Below are 20,321 nucleotides of genomic sequence, written 5' to 3' on the forward strand. Positions count from 1 at the left end.
ACCAGCTGTGCCCGGTCGGCTGCTGCCCGGCCCGCGCGCCCCGGCCCGCCGCCGCGGGCGCCGACAGCCCCTACGCGTGAGGAACCCCGTGACCGGCCCCGGCGAGCGCCCCGGCCCCGGCGAGCGCCCCGGCCCCGGCCCCGGCATGGCGGCGCCCGGCGGCGAGGAGGTCGACCGGGTCGACCTCCTGGACCGGGTCGTCGGTGTCACCTCACGCGCTGCCGCCGTACGCAACGGATGGCTGCACCGCGTCGCCGGCGTCGTGTGCCGGGACACGAGCGGCAGGATCCTCGTCGTGCGGCGCTCCCCGCTCCGCCAGCGCTTCCCCGGGCGGCTCGAAGCGCTGGTCGCCGGTGCGGTGAAGGCGGGGGAGAGCTACAGGGCGGCCGCCGTCCGCGAGGTCCGCGAGGAGCTGGGGGTGGTCGTCGAGCCGCGACCGCTGGGCAGGTTCCTCGACGCGGAGAGTCCCACCCCGCATTGGATGGGGCTGTTCGAGTGCCGGATCCCCGCGGTTCGGCTCGTCGTGGACCCGGCGGAGATCGCGGAGTACGCCTGGCACACCCCCGCGGCGGTACGGGAGCTGTGCGCCGCCGGGCTGCTCACACCGGAGAGCGCCCCGGCCCTGAGCCGGGTCCGGGCCTGAGCCGGGTCCGGGACTGACGGCGGGACTGACGGCGGTGATCGCTGGCCACGACGGTTCGCCGGACCGGGGGTCAGCCGGCGTAGGGGCCGCGGACGAGGCTGTCTCCCGAGTGGTCGGGCTTGCCGTTGTAGGGCTGGACGGACACGTCGACCACTGAGTACTCGCCCAGGTCGATGTTGTTCGGCACCGGCAGCGACGCGCGGCCGTCGGGACCGAGCACCCCCATCGAGACGAGTTTGGTGTGGGTGCGGTCCATGAGCCAGACCTCGAAGTAGCCGGAGGTCTGGGGCAGGCCCTCGACCGTGATCCTGAGGGTGCGGTGCCCGTCGCTCTCGCTGAGCCGGGCGTAGCCCGCCGAGTTCGCCTGCAGCGAGTCCAGGCGGCTGCCGTCCGCCACCGACACGCTCGCCGCGTCCCGGGTCATCCACCAGGTGAGGGTGCTGCCCGCGGCGGCACCGAGGAGCGCGGCGCAGGCGGCGAGCGCCACGCTGAAACGGCTCAGCCGCCGGGCCTTCGGCCGGGCGAGGGCCGGAGCCGGACCGCTGTCGTCGTCGGCCGAGTGCGCGGCGGGATCCTCCTGGACGGCGTCCCCGGAGGGCGTGAGCCGATCCTGCGGGTCGAGGTGCAGCTCGCTCGCGATCGAGTCCCACAGGTCGGGCGGCGGCGCGAGCAGTTCGTGCTCCTGCGGTGCGGGCGTCTTCATGGCCGAGACCACGCGACTCAGGGCGGCGAGCTCCTCCGAGCAGCGTGCGCAGGTACGCACGTGCTCGTCGTCCGGAGGGGACGGGCTCTCCCCGATCGCCATCAGTGCCAGTGTCTCCTCATCCGTGTGTTCCACCGTCCACCTCCAACCGGTTCTTCATGCGGATCAGCCCGCGTCGTGTGTTGCTCTTGACGGTGCCCAGCGGCAAGCCGGTGCGCTGGGCGATCTGCGCCTGGGTGAGATCCTCGTAGAACGCCATTCTGAGCACGGTCCGCTGCTGTTCGGGAAGCTTTTCCAGCTCGTCGGCCAGCAGGACGAAGTCCAGCACGGATTCCGCCGGGCCGTCCTGCTGGTGGACGTCCGAGGCGGCCGCCGTGACGACCGCTTCGATGTCTCTGAGGTGCCGGGAGCGCCGGGTGAGCTGGTCGGCCACCTTCTTGTGGGTGATGCCCAGGAGCCACGTCTTGAGGGAACCGCGCTGTGGATCGTAGTTCTTGCGGCCCCGCCACGCTCCGACGAAGACCTGCTGGGTGACGTCCTTCGCCTCCTCGGGATCTCCCAGTTTCCGGGACGCCACGGTGAAGATCAGCGCGCCCCAGCGGCGGTACGCCTCGTTGAGGCACGACTCGTCGCCGTCGGCGAAGCCGAGGCCCAAGTCGTCGTCGGAAACGGAGTTCACAGACGCCACGCTGGCGGCCAGGACCTGGGAACCGCCCCATATCGACGTCACGTTGGCGCCTCCACGGCTGTGACGACCAGATTGTTCTGATATCCGCCGTCGTCGGGTAGGTAAGGGCCGGCGCAGGTGATCAGTGTCAGGACCGCCGGTCCCTCCCTGCGGAAGACGCCCGACGCCGCCAGGTCCCGCTTGCCGACGGTGCGGCGGGATGTGACGCGGTAGGCCACCTCGCTGCCGTCCTCGCGGTTCACCAGCACCCGATCGCCCTGCCGGACGTCGTTGAGGGCCACCAGGACGCCCAGGCCGCGGCCGTCGGAATCCACGTGGCCGACGACCACCGTCGAACCCGCGGCCGAGCCCGGCGCGGGGGAGTAGCGGTACCAGCCGACCTGCTTCGGGTCCTTCGGGACCTCCACCTGCCCGTCGGGCATGACCCCCACGGGACGGATCGCCGCGCGGACGTCGAGCCGGGGCAGCGACAGCGCCGACGGCTCGGGCACCTTCGCCGGAACCGTCGAGGAGGGAGCGCGCGACGGCCCAACCGCCGGCGGCGCGGTCTGCTGCGGTCGGGCGGCCGGCGGGGTACCGGTCGACGGGGTACCGCTCGGCGCGGGGCCGAAGTCCTCGGCACCGGACCGGGCGTCGACGACCAGGACGGCGGACACGACCAGCCCCAGCAGCGCGACGAACAGACCGGCGACGGCCAGGCGCCGTGACGAAGGCTTGCTCATGCGGAAAGACCTCTTCACCGAGAGAAGCGGCAGGGTGCCGCCGCCGAACGAACGGTGGCGGCACCCCACTTGACGAGGTCCCTAGCGAGCGGACGAACGCAGCCGGACCAGCAGACCCGCAGCGGCCAGGGCCGACACCGCGCCCAGAGACAGAGCACCGAGCGGCAGGCCCTCGTTGTGCGCCGCGGCCGCACCGCTCTCGCCGGCCGGAACACCGCTCGGCGCCGAGTGCATGCCGGTGAGGCTCTGCGTCGTGAGCTTCAGGTTCTTGTCGTCCGCGCTGCCCCAGGCGTAGACCACCGTGTTGGTGCCCTCGGCCAGGTCCAGGTCGGCCGGACCGATCGCCACGGTGTCGGTGCCGGCCAGCACCACGTCGGCGGAGACCGTACCGGCGTCCACCTCGCCCTTGGCCTCCTTCGGGTTCACCAGGTCCTCGAACACGGGCTTCTCGCCGGCGCGGACGTCGACCGCCGGAGCGGCGGCGACGTGCCGCACGGTCAGCCGGGCCTTGCCGGCGGGGACCTTGGACATGTCGTTCACGAAGGCGTCCAGCGCCGGTTCGCCGTCGGCCGTCAGATGGGCCACCAGCGTGGCGTTCGCACCCGCGGGAACGTCGACCGTCTTCTCGATGGCGGGCGAACCGTCCGGACCCTCGCCGTCCTTGAAGATCTTGATGTCGTAGGAGCCCGCGTCCAGCTTCATCGGGTCGGTCAGCGTGCCCGGCTCGAAGTCGGGGATCAGTTCCTTGTCCCCGGCGTAGACGTCCACCGTCAGGCCCGGCACGGCGTGCAGCACCGACACCGTGCCCTGATCGTCGGCGGCCTGCTGCGCGGCGAACGCGGGAGCCCCGGCGGTGACGGACAACGCGACGGCGATCCCGGCCACAGTGGCGCCCGCAACACGAGTGGTCATGGCGGTCTTCCCTTTCGATCGAGAACTGCTCGGATCCATGTGGGAAGGCATTCCGCCGACCGGCCGGGGATGGTTTCATCCGCCGCCCGAATTTTTTCGAGGTGCAGGCGACCGCCCGGCCGTGAAGGATCCACGGCTTTCCGACCGGCACGGTGATCAGCGGGCAGGACACGGGCCACCAGCGAGCGGCGGCCTCCGAGGTGCCTGGCCCGGCCGGAACGCCCGAGGGGGCCCGTTGTCCTCGCGGGCCCCCTCGGGATCGTGCCGCCGGTCAGGCAGGCGTGGGCTGCGTCCGGTCGAGGAGGGGGTCGAGACGTACGACGATGCCCTTCGACGTGGGCTGGTTGCTGATGTCGGCGACGCTGTCCAGCGGCACCAGGACGTTCGTCTCCGGGTAGTAGGCGGCGGCCGAACCCTTGGCGGCCGGGTAGGGCACGACCTCGAAGTCCTCCGCCCGGCGCTCCGAACCGTCCGCCCAGACACTCACCAGGTCGACGTGATCGCCCCGGGCCAGGCCGAGTTCGGTCAGGTCGGCCGGGTTGACGAGCACGACACGGCGGCTGCCGTGAATGCCGCGGTAACGGTCGTCGTTGGTGTACGGCACGGTGTTCCACTGATCGTGCGAGCGCAGCGTCTGCAGCAGCAGGTGGCCCTCCGGGGCCCGCGGCACCACACGCTCGTTGCAGGTGAACAAGGCCTTGCCCACCTTGTTGTTGAACACGCCCTCGTTGACCGGGTTGGGCAACTGGAAGCCCCCGGGGCGGGTCACCCGGGCGTTGAAGTCGTGGAAGCCCGGCACGACGCGCGAGATGCGGTCGCGGATGGTGCCGTAGTCCCCCTCGAACGTGGCCCAGGGGATGTCCGGCTCGCCGTCCAGGGTCCGCCGGGCGAGTCGGCACAGGATGGCGACTTCGCTGAGCAGCAGCCGGGAGGCCGGTTCGAGGCGGCCTTGCGAGGTGTGCACCTCGCTCATGGAGTTCTCGACGGTGACGAACTGCTCGCCGTCGGCCTGGACGTCACGCTCGGTGCGCCCCAGCGTCGGCAGGATCAGCGCGGTGTCGCCGCAGACCGTGTGCGAACGGTTGAGCTTGGTGGAGATGTGGGCGGTCAGCCGGCACGAGCGCATCGCCTCCTCGGTGACGTCGCTGTCGGGAGCGGCGCGCACGAAGTTGCCGGCCAGGGCGAGGAAGACCTTGACGCGGCCCTCGCGCATCGCCTTGATCGCGTTCACCGAGTCCAGGCCGTGCGGGCGCGGCGGATCGAAGCCGAACTCCTGCTGCAGGGCGTCCAGGAAGGTGTCCGGCATCCGCTCCCAGATGCCCATGGTCCGGTCGCCCTGGACGTTGCTGTGGCCGCGCACCGGACAGGCCCCGGTGCCGGCACGCCCCAGGTTGCCGCGCAGCATCAGGAAGTTGACGATCTCCCGGATGGTGGGCACGCCGTGCTTGTGCTGGGTGATGCCCATCGCCCAGCAGACGATGACGCGTTCACTCGTGAGGACCTCGTCGCGGACCTTCTCGATCTCCTCGCGCGTCAGCCCGGTCGCCGTGCGCACGTCGTCCCAGTCGACGGCACGGGCGTGCCGGGCGAACTCCTCGAAGCCGGTGGTGTGCGCGTCGATGAAGTCGTGGTCCAGGACGGTTCCCGGCCGGGCGTCCTCCGCCTCCAGCAGCAGGCGGTTGAGGGCCTGGAACAGGGCGAGGTCGCCGCCGGGCTTGATGTGCAGGAAACGGTCGGCGATCTGGGTGCCGCGCCCGACGATCCCGCTCGGCTTCTGCGGGTTCTTGAAGCGCCGCAGCCCCGCCTCCGGCAGCGGGTTGACCGCCACGATCCGGCCGCCGTTGCGCTTCGCCTCCTCCAGGGCGGAGAGCTGACGCGGGTGGTTGCTGCCCGGGTTCTGCCCGACCAGGAAGATCAGGTCGGCGTGGTGGAGGTCGTCGAGGCTGACGGTGCCCTTGCCGGTGCCCAGGGTCTCGCTCAGGGCGAAGCCGCTGGACTCGTGACACATGTTGCTGCAGTCGGGCAGATTGTTGGTGCCGAAAGCGCGGGCGAACAGCTGCAGGACGAAAGCGGCCTCGTTGCTGGCGCGGCCCGAGGTGTAGAAGACGGCCTCGTCCGGGGAGGCCAGCCCTTTCAGCTCCTGCGCGAGGACCTCCAGGGCCTCGTTCCAGCCGATCGGCTCGTAGTGCTCGGAGCCGGGCCGCTTGATCATCGGCTCGGTGAGCCGGCCCTGCTGGTTGAGCCACATGTCCGAGCGGGTGGCGAGGTCCCGGACGCTGTGGTCACGGAAGAAGCCGGCGGTGATCCGGCGCGTGGTGGCCTCGTCGTTGATGTGCTTGGCGCCGTTCTCGCAGTACTCGTTGCGATGGCGCCGGTCCGGGGCCGGATCCGCCCACGCGCAGCCGGGGCAGTCGATCCCGCCCACCTGGTTCATGGTCAGCAGGTCCACCCCGGTCTTGCGCGGGGAGGTCTGCTCCAGGGAGTACTCCAGCGCGTGCACGACCGCGGGGACTCCGGCCGCCCACTTCTTCGGCGGTGTCACGGAGAGGGTGGTCTCCGGCTCCTCACTGGGCGGGTTCTGCATCGGTTCGCCTTTCTCCTGCTTCGTCCGGCACACCGTTCAGCCGACGGGCCACTGGGCCACGCGGCTCCTGGGCGGTTCCGGGTGATCGTGCTGCACGCGGCCGTTGCGGATGGTCCCGCGCCAGGCCCCGCCCTCCTGCCCCAGTCCCTCGATGAACCGCTTGAACTCCATGAGCTCACCGCGCACCACCCGGGCCGCCAGCCGGGCGGCCCCGGACGAGCGGGTGAGGATCCTGGCCGCTCCCCGCGGTTCCAGGAGCATCCGGACGGTGATCGCGGTGCCGCCGGACTGCGTCGGCCTGAACTCCACCTCGCCCTGATGAGAGGGACTCTGCTCCAGACCGCGCCAGGCCAGGTAGGCGTCGGGATCCTGCTCCACGATCTCGACCGCGAAACGGTGACGCAGAGGCCCGTAGCCGAGGGTCCAGGCGGTCACGGTGGGCCTGATCTGCTCGACACCGCGCACCACGCCCGAGAAGCGCGGAAAGGTCTTGAACTGCGTCCACTGGTTGTACGCCGTCCGCACCGGCACCGCGATCTCGACCGTCTCCTCGACGTGCCGCTTGCGCAGCGGACGGCGGCGCGTGACGCCGTCCGTGTCGGTGCGCATCCCCGGGGTGTTCGGCACGGCCTGCCGGGCGTCGTCTTCGTGCGCCATCGTGGTCTCTCTTCCGGTGAGGAGCCGGGCGTGCGGGCACCCGGCCGCCCCTCCTGCGTCAGGGCTTCTCTTCCGGTTCCCCCATCCTGTACTTCGAGTCACCGCGGTGCGTCCCGCTCTCACCGGTCGGCGCGGCCACCGCGCAGGAGAGCCCCACCACCGGATCGCCCCACCCGCACCAGCGGCCGGGCGCCCACCCCGGCCGGTGCCGGCGGGCGAACGGCATCCTTCGCGCGTCGGTCACCTCCAGCTTCGTCCCCTGTACGCCGACCCGCCACTCCCGGTGATCCGGCGGGTGATCGACGCTCCCACCGGAACACCTGGCCGGCGCCACGCTCCCTGCCCTGCGACAACGACGCACCCCGGAGCCGGGACCGATCAGTAGGTGAGTGCGTCCTCGGCGGAGCCGAAGAAGCTGGTGACCTGGCCGTCGTTGACGGTGACGGGGCCACCGTCGATCGGCACCGTCACAGGGCTCTCAGAAGCGGTCAGCGCGACCTCGACCTTGTCGGCGCTCTTGCCGCCCGCGGTGTCCGCGCGCGAGAACATGATCCCGGCGTAGGCGCTTTCGCCGGCCTGCAGAAGCCAGTCCTTGCCGTCGGGCCCCATGTGCTCGGCGGCACCGTCGAGCCCCGGGATCGTGATCACCAGCTCGTTCGCCGGCAGCAGGCAGGGCTCGCCGCCCTCGTTCTTCGCGGTCAGCAAGGCGTGGTTGACCGGCTTGGACGCGACGGTTACATCGAAGCTCAGGTCGGTCGTCTCGCACATGCCCACACCCCCGTCCTGGTCGTCGTCGGCCCCGGACTCCGGTGACGGCGAGGTGCTGCCGGCACCGCCGGACGAGCTCCCGTCGGCGGCGCCGCCCTTGCCCGGACCTGCCGTCGAGGGCTTGGCGGAGCCCTTGTCCGTACCCGCGGCGGACGAGCTCCCTGCCGCGCTCGGAGCGGCAGCGCCCTCCTCCGCTCCGCCCTTGCAGGCGGTCAGCGCCAGGACGCCGAGCGAGAGTGCGGCCAGTGCGGCGGCGGTACGGCGCGGACGAGGTGTGTAAGCCATGAGAAGTCCCCCGGAAGTCGGAATGTTGCGGGGATCATGCCGCACGACAGCGATGCTTCTGCCTGCTCACACCGAGCAGGAGCCGATTCGGAACACGCCGGTGACACTGTGACGCGCCTCGGCATTCTCCGGACGGGCTGACAGAGCGCTGCGTCTCGCCCACGGGTGCCCACGCATTCGGTGCGGCCTGAAAATTCCAGGCGCTCGATTCTACTGAGCCGGCACCAAAAGCACGATAGGCCATCATGCGTCCTCCGTCGGGGCGTTCGACTCAACGCCCCGGGGCCGAACGACCCGACTTCCGCGCACCATGACAGATATTCAGCCACCGTGACGTGGCCAACAACGCCCGGCCTGTATTCCCCGCAACGGAATGCGCGGCAACTACGCTGTTGAGGCGTACAGTTGGGCCGTACGGCCGGGATTCCCGCCATTCGGCCATACCCGGCTTGTTCTCTTCCCGCCCTGCAAGCAACCGTCGTGGCGCAATGCCGGGAAACCTGCTTCTGTGAAGAGTGATGCGCAGCCGCCCATATCTGCTGACGGCTATTCCGTCGGGATGTCCGCGCTGAATTCCGCATCACCGCAACGATGTAGGGGGGAAGACAATGCGCACAGCACGCAGCACGGGCTTGTCGGCCCTGTGCGCGATCGCGCTCGGCGCCGCCTTGGTGACGGCGCCGGCGAGCAGCGCCGGCCAAAGTGCCGACGGCCCGCCGGCGAGTGCCGTCTCACGCACCCTCCCCTCGCGCACCCTCACCTTGGTCACCGGTGACCGGATAGGGGTGGATGCCGAGGGACGAGTGACGACCGTGCGGCCCGGGGAGGGCCGCGAGGACGTCCCGATCGCCGTGCGGCGGATCGGCGAGGACACATACGTGGTGCCGCGGGACACCGCTCGGCTCCTGCGTAAAGGGACGCTGGACCGGCGCCTGCTCAACATCACCCGCCTGCTGGAGAACGACTACGACGACGCGCATCGCCCCACCCTGCCGCTGATCGTCGCCTTCGAGGGAGCCGCGACCGCCACCAGGGCCGAAGTGCGGGAAGCCGACGGCAAGTTCGGCAGAAGACTGCCCAGCATCGGCGCCGACACGGTCGCGCAGCCCCGCCATGACGCGGTGGAGATGTGGCAGGCCCTCACCGACGAGTCCGCCGGCGGCCTGCTGCGGGCCGCGCCGGGCGTACGCAGGATCTGGCTCGACGGCACCGTACGCACCGCGCTGGACCGGAGTGTGCCGCAGATCGGGGCGCCGGAGGTGTGGAAGGCCGGGTACGACGGCACCGGTGTGAAGGTGGCCGTACTCGACACGGGAGTGGACGAAACGCACCCGGACCTGGCGGGACGTCAGGTGGCCGAGCGGAACTTCGGCGCTTCGGCGGACACGGTCGACCGCGTCGGCCACGGCACGCACGTCGCGTCCACCATCGTCGGATCCGGTGAGAAGTCGGACGGCAAGTACAAGGGGGTGGCTCCGGGAGCCCGGATCCTCGACGGCAAGGTGCTCGACGACGAGGGCTACGGCACCGACTCCGGCATCGTCGCCGGCATGCAGTGGGCCGCCGACGAGGGCGCCGACGTGATCAACATGAGCCTCGGCGGCTTCGACACCCAGGGCATCGACCCGCTGGAGCAGGCCGTCAACGCCCTGACGGCCGACAAGGGCGTGCTGTTCGTGGTCGCCGCCGGCAACGAGGGCCCGATGTCCCAGACCGTCCGCACTCCCGGCAGCGCCGCCTCCTCCCTGACCGTGGGAGCGGTGGACAAGCGCGACGGGCTGGCCGACTTCTCCAGCCGCGGCCCCACCGCCGACGGACTGCTGAAGCCGGACCTGACGGCACCGGGCGTCGACATCGTCGCTGCCAAGGCCGCACAGGGCGTCATCGGCAACCCCGGCCAGGACGGGTACGTGTCCCTGAGCGGCACCTCGATGGCCACCCCGCACGTCGCGGGCGCGGCCGCGCTGCTGGCCCAGCAGCACCCCGACTGGACGGCCGACCGCATCAAGTCCGTCCTCACGGCCTCCACCAAGGAGGTCGCCGACCTCGCGCCGACGATGCAGGGCACGGGCCGGGTCGACGCGGCGCAGTCGATCCTGCAGACACTGACCGCCTCCCCGGCCACGCTCGACTTCGGCACCCAGCAGGCCCCGCACGACGACGACCAGCCGGTGACCCGGACGGTCACGTACCGCAATGACGGCGACCGGCCGGTGACCCTGCGGCTGTCGGCGAAGGAATACACCTTCGACGGCAGCCCGGACAGTAACGGCACCTTCTCCGTCAGCCCGGCCACGCTGACCGTCCCCGCGGGCGGCACGGCCGAGGCAGCGGTCACCGCCGACACCAGCCGGCCCGCCGACAACGGCACGCTGAGTTCAGTGATCACGGCGACCGCGGACGACGGCCAGAGCGTCCGGATCACGGGCAAGGTGGTCCGCGAGGTCGACATGTACAAGCTCACGCTCAGGCACACGGGACGCAACGGCAAGGCCACCGCCGACTACTCGACCATGCTCGTCTCCCACAACACGGGGGTCTGGGAGTGGCCGTACGAGTCGGACGGCACGGTCACGCTGCGCCTGCCGGCCGGCAGCTACACCCTCGACACCACGATCACCACGACGAACGGCGAGGAGATCACCGGACTGGACTGGCTGGCGCAGCCGCTGCTCACCCTGAACCGCGACACGACGGTCAACCTGGACGCGCGCAAGGCCAGGCCGGTCGCGGTCACCGTGCCGGACACCAAGGCCGTGCAGAAGTCGGCGGTCATGGGCTACACGCTCCAGAAGGACAGCATGTGGTACGACCAGAGCCACTGGCTGACCTCCTTCAAGGGCTTCCGCACCGCGCACCTGGGCGCCAAGCTGCCGGGCAGCCAGGTGAGGGCCGGCGCCTCGGCGGTGTGGCAGGCCCCCGGGAAGGGCTCCGTGCACACCCACTACCGCATGGTGTGGAGCCGCACGGGCTCGATGTTCAACGGGCTGGCCCAGAAGGTGACCACCGGCCAACTCGCCAAAGTGACCGTGGGACTGGGCAGCGCGCTCACCGGCCGCACCGGGACGCTGAACGTGACGCCGGAATCGGCCGGCGGCCCGTACCTCGGATCGGTTGCCTTCGACCAGTCGCTGCCGGGCACCTCGGTGGAGTACCTGGGCGGCACCGGCGCACGGTGGAGCCTGTACTTCGGTTCGTACACCAGTGAGCAGCGCGACGAGGTGACGTACTACGCCCCGGTCCGCACGTACAGCCCGGGCAAGAGCTACAGCGAGCGCTTCGACACCGCGGTCACCGGGCCCTCCCTGCGGGGGGCGTACTCCGGCATCCGGCGCGACGGCGACACGCTGACCGCGCAGATCCCGCTGTTCGCCGACGGCCGGGACCACCAGGGCGACGTGGCCCTGGGCACCGCCAGGACGGTGCTGTACCGCGGCGGCACGAAGATCTGGGAGTCGAAGTCCGCACCCTACGGAGAAGGCATCCCGGTCCCCGCGGCCAGGGCCGGCTACAAGCTGACCACCGATGTCCACCGCGCGATGGGTACCGCGGCGACCAGTACCCGCGTGACCGCCGTATGGACCTTCACCTCCCAGCGGCCGGCCCGGCCCGGTGAGGAGCGGGTCAACGCCTCGGTCGTCCGCTTCACCCCGGACCTGGGCCTGACGAGCACCGCAAGGAAGGGTTCGTCGGTCAAGGTGCCGTTCACCGTCCAGGGTGCCGCCGCCGGGAAGGGCCTGAAGAAGATCACCGTCCAGGTGTCGTCCGACAACGGCAGGACCTGGAAGTCCGTCAAGGTGACCACGACCTCGAGCGGCCGGTACGTGACCGTCAAGAGCCCCTCCAAGGCCGGCGCGGTCTCGCTCCGGGTCCTGCTCACCGACACCAAGGGAGGGACGCTGACCCAGACCGTCCACCGGGCCTACCTGGTCAAGTGACGAGCGCGCCCAGCGGCGCCGATGGTCCGGTTTCCGCCCCCCCGTAGGGGAGGAAACCGGACCCGCGTCTGCGCCGGCCCGCGGGCGGATCAGGAACACGGGCGAAGGCGGCAGGTGCCACCGACCGCCCATGCCTCGGGCAGGCATGACAAGCTGTGGTCTTCATGCCCGAGCCCAGGAGGTCACCATGGCCGCAGAGTCTCAGTTGCCAGAAGGTTCGGAGCCGGCTGACGCCGATTCGGCCACCGACGAGAAGCTCGCCCTCTCGCCCGACGCCGACGGCCAGTACGACCTGAAGCGCAAGTTCCGGGAGGCGTTGGCCCGCAAGCGCGGTATGCAGGCGGATGCCGCCGACTCGGCAGCGAACCCGCACGCGTCAAAGGTCCGCGGCGCGCACGGCCCGGCCGCGCACCAGCGGTCGTTCCGGCGCAAGAGCGGCGGCTGAGCCGAGAAGGACCGCTAGATGAGGCCGGGCAGGACACGGCTCGGCAGCCACGCCAAAGGGCTGGGCTGTGTCCTGCCGGGTGGGGGAAGGTCCCGTGCGAGCGGTGCGTCAGCGGCCGGGCGCGCCGGGGTTCCGTTCGGCGGGGGTGAACCGGGGTGATCGACCGTCCCCCGGAACCGGGCGTGCGAAGGCGGGTGGCCCGGGCCCGGGCGGCGACCGCTTCTTGCGGCGCTCCTTCGCTTTCGCGGAAGGCGGGGGCGGGCCGCGATGGCGACCGCGACCGTGATCGCCACACCGCCGTCAGGTTCGGCTCACCGATCCAGATGGGGCACACACCAGGCCGTCGGTAGGCTGTGGTGGTGCGCACGGTCGAGCTCCTGTTGGATGAGGCGGCGGATCAGGCGGTTCGCGAGGCGTGGCGGCGGCTGGCGGATGCGGGCCTGCCCAGCCAGGCGCGGCACTCCTCACCGACGAACAGCCCGCACCTGACCCTGGCCGCCTGTCCGGAACTGACCGCCCCGATTCGCTGGGAGCTTTCCGGGGTGGCCGCCGCCTTGCCGCTGCCGGTGCGCTTCACCGGCGTGATCCGTTTCGAGCGGCCGACCTCGGTGCTGGCCTGGGCTCTCGACTGCGGCTTCGAGCTGTCCGGCTTGCACCGCCGGGTGTGGGAGGCGGTGGCCTCCGACAGCCCGCCCGAGACGCTCAACCCGTTCCACGCGCCTGGGCGCTGGAGCCCGCACATCACCCTCGGCCGTACCCGGCGCCCGGGTGCTTTCGCCGGCCGCCGGGTCCCTGAACTGTTGCCGGCGCCGCCGCTGGCGGTCCGGCTCACCACCCTGCGCAGTTACGACACCGCCACCGGCGCCCTGGAGGTGCTGGAGCCCCGCTCCTGAGCCGCGCCCGGCGCTGGAGCGGTGGCGAGGGAGGGCGTCGTCAGCGACCCCGTGCCGGCCCAGGTCGCCCAGCGGGCCGGTGACGGTCCTCTTCGCCCGCCCGTCGGCCGCCGCCACCCGGGCGTGACAGCGGCGGCGCCGGGATCAGAGGGCAGGTCCTTGCGCCGGTCGAGCACGGCAGACGAGCGGGGGGCGGTCCGTGGGGGTTCACCTCTCCAGGAACTCGGCCAGCGCCGCCAGCAGCCGGTCGACGTCCTGCGGGTCGTTGTAGGGGGCCAGTCCGATGCGCAGGCCGCCGGTGTCGCCGAGGCCCAGGTGGCGGGAGGTCTCGATGGCGTAGAAGTGGCTGGAGGGGGCGTGGATGTCGCGGGCGGCGAGGAAGCGGTAGGCGTCGGCGGTGTCGCGGTGCTCGAAGGTCAGCAGGAGGGTCGGGGTGCGGTCGGCGGCCCGGGAGTGGATGGTGACGCCCGGGAGCGCGGCCAGGTGCTTCTCGAGCTGGGTGCGCAGGGTGCTCTCGTGCGCCTCGAGTGCGGTGTAGGAGGCGGCCAGGCGTTCGCGTCGGGTGCCTGCGGCGTTCGTGTCCAGGCCGGCCAGGAAGTCGACGGCGGCCCGGGTACCGGCGAGCAACTCGTAAGGCAGGGTGCCCAGTTCGAAGCGCTCGGGGACCGCGTCGCTGGAGGGCAGCAGCTTGTCGGGGTGCAGGGTCCGCAGCAGCGCGGGCCGGGCGGCCAGTACGCCGTGGTGGGGGCCGAGGAACTTGTACGGGGAGCAGACGAAGAAGTCCGCCCCCAGCGCCGGCAGGTCGACCAGCGTGTGTGCGGTGTAGTGGACGCCGTCGACATGGGCGAGCGCTCCGGCCTCGTGGACCAGGCGGCAGATCTCGGCGACCGGTGGGCGGGTGCCGATCAGGTTGGAGGCGGCGGTGACGGCGACGAGGCGGGTGCGGTCGGACAGCACGGCCCGGATGTCGTCGGCCGTCAGCTCCCCGGTGGCGGGGTCGAACCCGGCCCAGCGCACGGTGGCGCCGGCCCGCTCCGCGGCCTGCACCCAGGGGCGGATGTTGGCGTCGTGGTCGAGGCGGGTGACGACGACCTCGTCACCGGGCGCCCATGAGCCGGCGAGGGTGCGGGCGAGGTCGTAGGTGAGCTGGGTGGCGCTGCGCCCGAAGACGACCCCCGCCGGGTCGGCGCCCAGCAGATCGGCCACGGCCCGGCGCGCCCCGGTGACGATCGTCTCGGCGTTGCGCTCACCCGGCGAGTACTGCCCGCGGTTGGACAGGGGCCGCGCGAGCGCGTCGGCGATCGCGTCGATGACGGGCTGTGGCGTCTGCGTGCCCCCGGGCCCGTCGAAGTGGACGGTCCCGGCGGCCAGCGCGGGGAACCGGGAGCGCAGGGCGGCGATGTCGTACGTCAACGTGGTAGCTCCTGTCGTGGTCCGGGCCAGGGGCACGAGTCAACCTCATCGGTCGGGTCGAGGGGAGATCGGCTTCCGGGGCACCGAGGGGGAGACGGTGGAACGGGGCACGGGCACGGCCTGAGCGGGGTTCGGTGAAGCCGGGCGGTTCCAGCGGCACGGGAGTCCATCGGTGAGCGGATGGGGCTTCGCGCGGGGGAGAGGGAAGCCGAAGCCCTCACCGGACTGGCCCGGCGAGTCCGGATGCTCCAGTGCCCGGTCAAGGATGCCTGCGGCGGCGCGGACCGCCGGACCGCGGCAGCCCTGTCGGACGGGTTCGGCAGAGGGCGCCGGGCCACCTCGTGGGCCCTGTCCGGTGGGACGCCGCGTATGCGCAGGGCCTCCGGTGGGACGCCGCTCATGTGCGGGACCTCCGGTGGGGCGCCGCGCATGCGCGGGACCGTCTCGGCCGGATCCGCAGCGGCCTCGTCGCCGTCCGGCTCCGGGCGGGCGACGCGCAGCTCCACCGGCGACAGCGGGGTGCCGCCCAGTGCGGGCAGGGTGACCGCCGGATCCACGGCGGTGAAGCGACCCGGGGCAATCGCCTCCTGCGAAGGTCACAGAAGCGCGTGAGGCATTTTAAGGGCTTCGATCTTCACCGGAGGGTCACAAGTTGGCTAAGTTGGCCACACTGTGCACGACTTCCACGGATCGAGGGGTCGTGCTCCCGGACGGAAGGAGTGCCCTTTCCATGGCGCTGGAACGAAGCTCGCGCCCCGGAGCGATCGTCGTCCCGGGCAGGACCGGCTCCCTTGCCCTGGAAGCCCTCACTCCCCAGGCCCGGCTCTCGCGGTGGGACGGTGCCCGCGTTGCCGCATGAGAGCGAGAAGCCGAGCCCTGACGAGATCCGACGGCGGATCGACAGCCTCTACGACCGGGCCGAAAGCGACACGGGCACCTTCAATCCGACCCGCGCCGCTTCGCTACCGCGTCAGCGGGAGGCAGCCGCCCGCGACGCGTCCCAGGCGGACGTGGAGCCGGCGGTCGGAGCGCTGGCCAGGCAGTGGTTCGACGTCGCCCGTGCCAAGCTGGGCCCGACGGTGCCGGCGTGGCAGCAGGACCGGAGGCCGCCCGCGCGACCCGGCCGCGCGTCCCAGGCGGCACCCTCCGCGCCCCAGGCGGAACGCCCCGCGGAACCCCGCGCCGCCCTCGAAGCGCCCCGGAAGCCCACCGGTGCCGCGTGGGAACTGACCGGCGGATCGGCCCAGGCGCAGGCCATGAAGTTCCTCCCGGAGCTCTCCGGCCGGCCGGCCGAACCGGCTGCGGCGGACGAGTCCATGCGGGACGACAGCGTCCGGACCGCCGCTGCGCAGCCGTTCCACGACGGCACCGTGGCGGCATGGTCACCGTACGAGCCCGTACCTTCCCCGGAACCCGAGCCCGGTCCCCAGCCCTTCGCGGCGCTGCCCGCCGTCCCAGCCCCCTCCGCGCCCGTTCACGGGGTGGATCTCCCCGTCGGCACGGCGGACACCCACGACGCCGGTCCGGTGACCGGCGCGCCCGCACCGCTTGCCACGGCCCGGCCGGCCGATCTCACCGCCTACCCCACCTCCGGCCCACCGGCGGACGTGACCGCTCCGGCCTGGAGCGTCGGCGTGCCGGAGACACCTGCTCCCGCCCCGCCGGTCCCGGACACCCTCAGGGCACCCGAAACTCCCTCCGCCCCCTACGCTCCCGGCGCTCACGACGAACCCTGGCCGCCGCCGGACGGCGGCCGCAGTCCCCGGGCCGAGCGGGCGTTCGCCTTCGCCCGCGCGCAGATCGGACGGCCCTGCGTATGGGGCGCGGCCGGGCCGGGATCGTACGACGCCCCCGGTCTCACCCAGGCCGCTTGGAAGGCTGCCGGAGTCGCACTTCCCCGGACCAGTCAGGCCCAGTGGGGAGCGGGAGTGCAGGTGCCACTTGCTGACGCCCAGACAGGTGACTTGGTGTTCTTCCACGACGACCTCGGACACGTCGGTGTCTGGAGCGGCGACGGCATGATGATCCACGCCCCGGGGCCGGGAGCGCTCATCCGTGAGGAGTCGGTGTTCTTCGCCGGCCGGTCGGCGGTCAAGGGCGTGATCCGCCCGGCCTGACACCTCTGGCCGATGTCGTCGCGACCCGGCCGGCGTCATCACGCCCCTCCGGCCAACCCGTCCCGGGCAAGGCGTACAAGAACGGCGTGGCGGTCACCGAAGCGGTGCCCGCCCGGCTACAGCCAGTCGCCCACGGCGACGAACGCGCCCCAGTGGTAGAAGTGCCGACGCTCAGCGGGCCTGCCCGCCACCGCCCGTGCCGCCCGGTGCAGGGCGTCGGCGCTGCCGTGCCCCGCGGCGAGCTGACGGTGGAAGACCGAGAACAGGGCGGCGGCGGAGCCGTCGACCACCCGCCACTGGCCGGCGATCACCGTCCGGCTCCCGCCCAGCAGCAGGGCCCGGGTCAGACCGACCGGTTCGTCACCCGCCCGGTACTCGTTCACGCCGGTCTCGCAGCCGCTGAGCACCACCAGGCCCGCGGCCACCCGCCTGCCGATCAGGTCGGAGGCGCGCAGGGTGCCGTCGGCGAGTTCCATGCCGTGCTCGAAGCCGTCGCCGGTGGACAGGCGCCCGTGCCCGGCGACATGGACCAGGGAACGCGAACCCAGTGCACCGAGCACACGGTCGCCGGTGACCTCCGCTCCGGTGGCCGCTTCCACCGACAACAGACGGGCGACGGCCCGAGCCTCGCCGGAAGCCATCGGCAGGTCACCCAGGGAGTCACCGAAGACGGCCGCGGTGCCGGTGCGTGTGGCGGTGCCGCGAGTCCCGCGGTTCAGCAGCTCCAGCAGGGCGGCGCTGCTCGGGCTGTAGGTCACGGGGTTACGCAGCAGCAGCGGCTCACCGGCGACCGGAAGGGTGTGCAGAGGAAGGTCGTGCAGGACCCCGTGCGGCACGAGGCAGACGACGTCTCCGGGCTCCGTCCAGCGGGACAGCGGTGCGACGAGCGAGGCGAAGCCGTCCCAGGCACGCGTTCCGGCGCCGGTGCGCTCCTCCATCAGCGCCCGCACGCCACCGGGCCGGTGGACGTATTGGCCGGCGAACCGGGAGAGCGCCCCGTGATCGAGCGGTACGGCCGCCACCTCGGGCTCGTCCCAGTCCTCACGCAGGCCGAACACCAGCGTCTCGCTGGGCGTGCACCGGTACTCGGCCACCACGAGCCGACGCCCCTGCGTGTGCCGCCGCTCCGCCTGCAAGGCCGCCCGCAGCGTCCCGTACCGCGGCGGCTCGGCCAGCTTGACCTGTGCGTAGGCGTCCAGAGGGCCGCCTCGCAGAGACGCCAGCAGCTGATCGATCTCCTCCCGCAGGGCCAGTTCCCCGGCGTCCGTGGCCGCCGGCCGCTGCTGCAGGTCGCGCTCGCGGGCGAGTTCCGGTGACCGCTGCCCGGCTGTTCGCGTCAGGGCCGTGAGCCCGTCCAGCAGGGTGCGGGCTTTCGCCCGCTCCAGCCATCGCAACGCCTCGCACGGGTCGGCTCTGCGGTGCCAGTGCAGTTCGAACCCGATCCGGTACACCTCGCTCTTGCCGCCGCCGGAGGCGATGCGCGCGACCTGGGTCCGCAGCGCGGGCGTCTGCGCCGTGGCGGACGCCGCCCTGAGCCGGTCGATCTCCTGCGCCGCCTCGAGGAGGAAGGTGGCAGCGCGTCCCCGGAGACGGTCACGTTCCTCGGGGGAGGGCGCATGGCGGTCCCCCGACTCCAGGGCACAGAGGCCGCGGTGGAACAGCAGGCGCCAGATCTCCCCACGGATGCCCGCCGCCACGTACCCGGTCTGCGCCTCCCGCAACCGCCGGTCCGCCTCTTCGTAGAGGTGCAGGCCACCCGTGCGGGCGATCTCCATCAGCACCAGCGCCTGGTAGCTCAGGGTGTAGGCGAGCTGGAACCCCAGCCCCAGACCGCGAGCCAGCTCCTCCGACCGCGTGAGCCAGTGCCCGCACCGCTCCCAGTCGCTGTCGAAGAAGGCGGCCTGGCCCCGCTGCTGGAACACCGAGATCAGGTGGTCGCGCGCTTCGAGCGTGCGCAGGGGCAGCAGCAGTTCCACGGCACGGTCGAACTGGCCGTCGGACTCGACGGAGGACAGGGCCCCGCAGCCCCCCTGTTTGCGGGCGAGCACGGACACCCAGGCGCGCAGGGCGAGGCATCGGGCCTCGTCGGCGGGTTCGCCGACGACACGCGCGGCGTCGGCGCCGCGCACCAGCTCCGCGTCGGCCGCGATGCTGTCGGTACGGGCGAGCAGGTTGGCGAGGGAGAGCGACACCTGAGGCAGCAGGGTGCTGGGGGAGGGGTGTGCGCGCAGCTCGCGTGCGACCTCGCGCAGGAGGGCGACGGCCTCCTCGGTGAGCTCCATGGTGGCCAGCACCGAGGCGCGCACCACGGCCTGACCGGGGAACATCCGGTCGGTCACCAGGTCCGCGCCGGCGGTGAGGGCCTCGGCGCGGCCCTGTTCGGCGCCACGGAAGGCACTGTCCACGTCACTGATCGCGAGCGCCTCGTCCGCCAGCGGGTGCCCGACGCGCTCGGTGAGTGCGGACGCTTCGACGCGGGCCCGCTCCCGGGCGGAAGCGTCCCCCTGACGCAGATGCCAGACCTCCAGTGCCTGCCACACCGCCAACTCCTGCCCCACGGCCAGTCCTTGGCGGAAGTGGATGGCGGCTTCCCCGGCGAGTGGTACGCCGTCGGGCACGCCGTACTCCAGGCACAGCCGGCCCATCACCCACAGTGCCCGGCCTTCGGCGAGGCATCCTCCGGCCTCCGCCAGGCCGTCTGCCGCCCTCTCCAAGGCTTCGGCGAGCGGCACCACGTCGGCGTCCTGCTCGCCGAACTCCCGTGCGAACCACACCTCCAGCTCCAGCTCCGCCGACGCGAAGGCCGTCTCGGCGCGGGAGAGCGCGTCGCCCCGCCGTTCGGCTTCCCCCGCTGCGGCTACCAGCAGCCGGCGGGCTCGCGGTACGTCGCTGCCGGGGCCGCGGGTGAGGAACGACGCCGCGCGCCGCAGGACGCGGTCCGCTTCCGCGGGCAGGCCGGCACGACGATAGCCGACGGCTGCCACTTCCCACGCTTCGCCCACCAGCCCGCCGGACTCGGGCAGTCGGCCACGCAGGACGCATTCCAGTCCCAAAGCCTGCGCCCGCAGGTGGGCCGCCGTCGCGGCCGCGGGGGAGTGCTCGTCGGCCTCGGCGGCGCGGTGCTCACCGTGACGGAGGAACGCGTCGAGCACCGCAGGAGTCAGCACGGCGTCCGTCGCGTGCAGGGCGGCGAAACGGCACCACAGCCCGGCGACCCCGTCTCCCGGGAACCGCCGCCGGCCCGCTTCCGCCAGGACGAGCGCATCGCGTACGAGCCCCTGCTCGAGGCGGCAGCGCAGAAGCAGGGTCCAGGTCTCCTCGTCGGCGGTGTCCGGGTCCACCGCCTCCAGCACACCGGCGTACCGCTGCCGCTCCAGCAGCCGACGGATCCGCTCCGCGCCGGGAGCAACCGCGTGCGTCATCCCCACCCCCGTGAAAAGCCAAGCACACGGCTGGCAAGGGCAGGCCGCGTTCACGGATTCTCCCGGACCCGATCCGGGCACACGCCTCGGGCCGGAATTGGTGAGGACGCGAAACGACGGCTGCGGAGCGG

The 20,321-nt window shown here is 72.2% G+C and carries 14 protein-coding genes and 1 pseudogene; 5 read left to right on the forward strand and 10 right to left on the reverse strand.

What is annotated here, in order from left to right; genetic code table 11:
- The first annotated feature begins 88 nt into the window (after positions 1-88).
- Positions 89-643 carry an NUDIX domain-containing protein gene (locus ABZY20_RS35285; protein ID WP_356447297.1) on the forward strand — a complete coding sequence of 185 codons (555 nt, stop codon included), beginning with the start codon at positions 89-91 and terminating at the stop codon, positions 641-643.
- Between the two features lie 70 nt (positions 644-713).
- Here ABZY20_RS35285 and ABZY20_RS35290 read toward each other — a convergent pair whose 3' ends face one another.
- The 7 genes from ABZY20_RS35290 to ABZY20_RS35320 all read right to left on the reverse strand — a co-directional run bounded on the left by ABZY20_RS35290 (position 714) and on the right by ABZY20_RS35320 (position 7,962).
- Positions 714-1,481 carry an anti-sigma factor gene (locus tag ABZY20_RS35290; protein WP_356447299.1) on the reverse strand — a complete coding sequence of 256 codons (768 nt, stop codon included), beginning with the start codon at positions 1,479-1,481 and terminating at the stop codon, positions 714-716.
- Entirely contained in the window at positions 1,465-2,025 is a 561-nt protein-coding gene (locus ABZY20_RS35295; protein ID WP_356447301.1) for a sigma-70 family RNA polymerase sigma factor, read from the reverse strand. Before ABZY20_RS35295 ends, ABZY20_RS35290 begins: the two co-directional genes overlap by 17 nt.
- Positions 2,026-2,072: 47 nt before the next feature.
- Positions 2,073-2,756 carry a class F sortase gene (locus tag ABZY20_RS35300; protein ID WP_356447303.1) on the reverse strand — a complete coding sequence of 228 codons (684 nt, stop codon included), beginning with the start codon at positions 2,754-2,756 and terminating at the stop codon, positions 2,073-2,075.
- Between the two features lie 81 nt (positions 2,757-2,837).
- Complete coding sequence (locus ABZY20_RS35305; protein ID WP_356447304.1) at positions 2,838-3,668, reverse strand: DUF4397 domain-containing protein; 831 nt, start codon at positions 3,666-3,668, stop codon at positions 2,838-2,840.
- A 271-nt stretch (positions 3,669-3,939) separates the two neighbouring features.
- Positions 3,940-6,252 (reverse strand): FdhF/YdeP family oxidoreductase, encoded by a 2,313-nt coding sequence (locus ABZY20_RS35310; RefSeq protein WP_356447306.1) that lies wholly within the window; start codon positions 6,250-6,252, stop codon positions 3,940-3,942.
- Between the two features lie 36 nt (positions 6,253-6,288).
- A complete protein-coding gene (locus tag ABZY20_RS35315) occupies positions 6,289-6,909 on the reverse strand; it encodes an SRPBCC family protein (protein WP_356447308.1) in 621 nt (206 codons plus the stop codon).
- Between the two features lie 378 nt (positions 6,910-7,287).
- Positions 7,288-7,962 (reverse strand): DUF4232 domain-containing protein, encoded by a 675-nt coding sequence (locus tag ABZY20_RS35320; RefSeq protein ID WP_356447310.1) that lies wholly within the window; start codon positions 7,960-7,962, stop codon positions 7,288-7,290.
- A 608-nt stretch (positions 7,963-8,570) separates the two neighbouring features.
- Between ABZY20_RS35320 and ABZY20_RS35325 the strand changes: the two genes are divergently transcribed.
- From ABZY20_RS35325 to ABZY20_RS35335, 3 genes are all read left to right on the forward strand, one after another.
- Positions 8,571-11,900 carry a S8 family serine peptidase gene (locus ABZY20_RS35325; protein WP_356447312.1) on the forward strand — a complete coding sequence of 1,110 codons (3,330 nt, stop codon included), beginning with the start codon at positions 8,571-8,573 and terminating at the stop codon, positions 11,898-11,900.
- Between the two features lie 187 nt (positions 11,901-12,087).
- On the forward strand, positions 12,088-12,345 hold the full coding sequence (locus ABZY20_RS35330) for a DUF5302 domain-containing protein (RefSeq protein WP_356447314.1): 258 nt from the start codon (positions 12,088-12,090) through the stop codon (positions 12,343-12,345).
- Positions 12,346-12,704: 359 nt separating this feature from the next.
- Positions 12,705-13,238: a 2'-5' RNA ligase family protein gene (locus ABZY20_RS35335; protein WP_356447316.1), complete on the forward strand. Its 534-nt coding sequence runs from the start codon at positions 12,705-12,707 to the stop codon at positions 13,236-13,238.
- 207 nt (positions 13,239-13,445) lie between these two features.
- Here ABZY20_RS35335 and ABZY20_RS35340 read toward each other — a convergent pair whose 3' ends face one another.
- Both ABZY20_RS35340 and ABZY20_RS35345 read right to left on the reverse strand, forming a co-directional pair.
- Positions 13,446-14,651 carry a cysteine desulfurase-like protein gene (locus ABZY20_RS35340; protein ID WP_356447318.1) on the reverse strand — a complete coding sequence of 402 codons (1,206 nt, stop codon included), beginning with the start codon at positions 14,649-14,651 and terminating at the stop codon, positions 13,446-13,448.
- A 308-nt stretch (positions 14,652-14,959) separates the two neighbouring features.
- Positions 14,960-15,232 (reverse strand): annotated as a pseudogene (locus ABZY20_RS35345) (hypothetical protein); the annotation flags it as partial.
- A gap of 267 nt (positions 15,233-15,499) precedes the next feature.
- On the opposite strand from ABZY20_RS35345, the gene ABZY20_RS35350 reads away from it, so the two are divergent.
- Entirely contained in the window at positions 15,500-16,768 is a 1,269-nt protein-coding gene (locus ABZY20_RS35350) for an NlpC/P60 family protein (protein WP_356447320.1), read from the forward strand.
- A 116-nt stretch (positions 16,769-16,884) separates the two neighbouring features.
- On the opposite strand, the gene ABZY20_RS35355 is transcribed toward ABZY20_RS35350, so the two are convergent.
- Positions 16,885-20,190, reverse strand: coding sequence for a CHAT domain-containing protein (locus ABZY20_RS35355; RefSeq protein ID WP_356447322.1), 3,306 nt, complete (start codon positions 20,188-20,190; stop codon positions 16,885-16,887).
- Positions 20,191-20,321 lie beyond the last annotated feature (131 nt).

This window comes from Streptomyces sp. NPDC006624, from assembly GCF_040611555.1.
Classification (GTDB): domain Bacteria; phylum Actinomycetota; class Actinomycetes; order Streptomycetales; family Streptomycetaceae; genus Streptomyces.

Excerpts from the sequence above, each read along its gene's own strand:
- ABZY20_RS35300 (WP_356447303.1), bottom strand. The coding sequence starts at position 2,756 with ATGAGCAAGCCTTCGTCACGGCGCCTGGCCGTCGCCGGTCTGTTCGTC.
- ABZY20_RS35305 (WP_356447304.1), bottom strand. The coding sequence starts at position 3,668 with ATGACCACTCGTGTTGCGGGCGCCACTGTGGCCGGGATCGCCGTCGCG.
- ABZY20_RS35310 (WP_356447306.1), bottom strand. The coding sequence starts at position 6,252 with ATGCAGAACCCGCCCAGTGAGGAGCCGGAGACCACCCTCTCCGTGACA.
- ABZY20_RS35315 (WP_356447308.1), bottom strand. The coding sequence starts at position 6,909 with ATGGCGCACGAAGACGACGCCCGGCAGGCCGTGCCGAACACCCCGGGG.
- ABZY20_RS35320 (WP_356447310.1), bottom strand. The coding sequence starts at position 7,962 with ATGGCTTACACACCTCGTCCGCGCCGTACCGCCGCCGCACTGGCCGCA.
- ABZY20_RS35325 (WP_356447312.1), top strand. The coding sequence starts at position 8,571 with ATGCGCACAGCACGCAGCACGGGCTTGTCGGCCCTGTGCGCGATCGCG.
- ABZY20_RS35330 (WP_356447314.1), top strand. The coding sequence starts at position 12,088 with ATGGCCGCAGAGTCTCAGTTGCCAGAAGGTTCGGAGCCGGCTGACGCC.
- ABZY20_RS35355 (WP_356447322.1), bottom strand. The coding sequence starts at position 20,190 with ATGACGCACGCGGTTGCTCCCGGCGCGGAGCGGATCCGTCGGCTGCTG.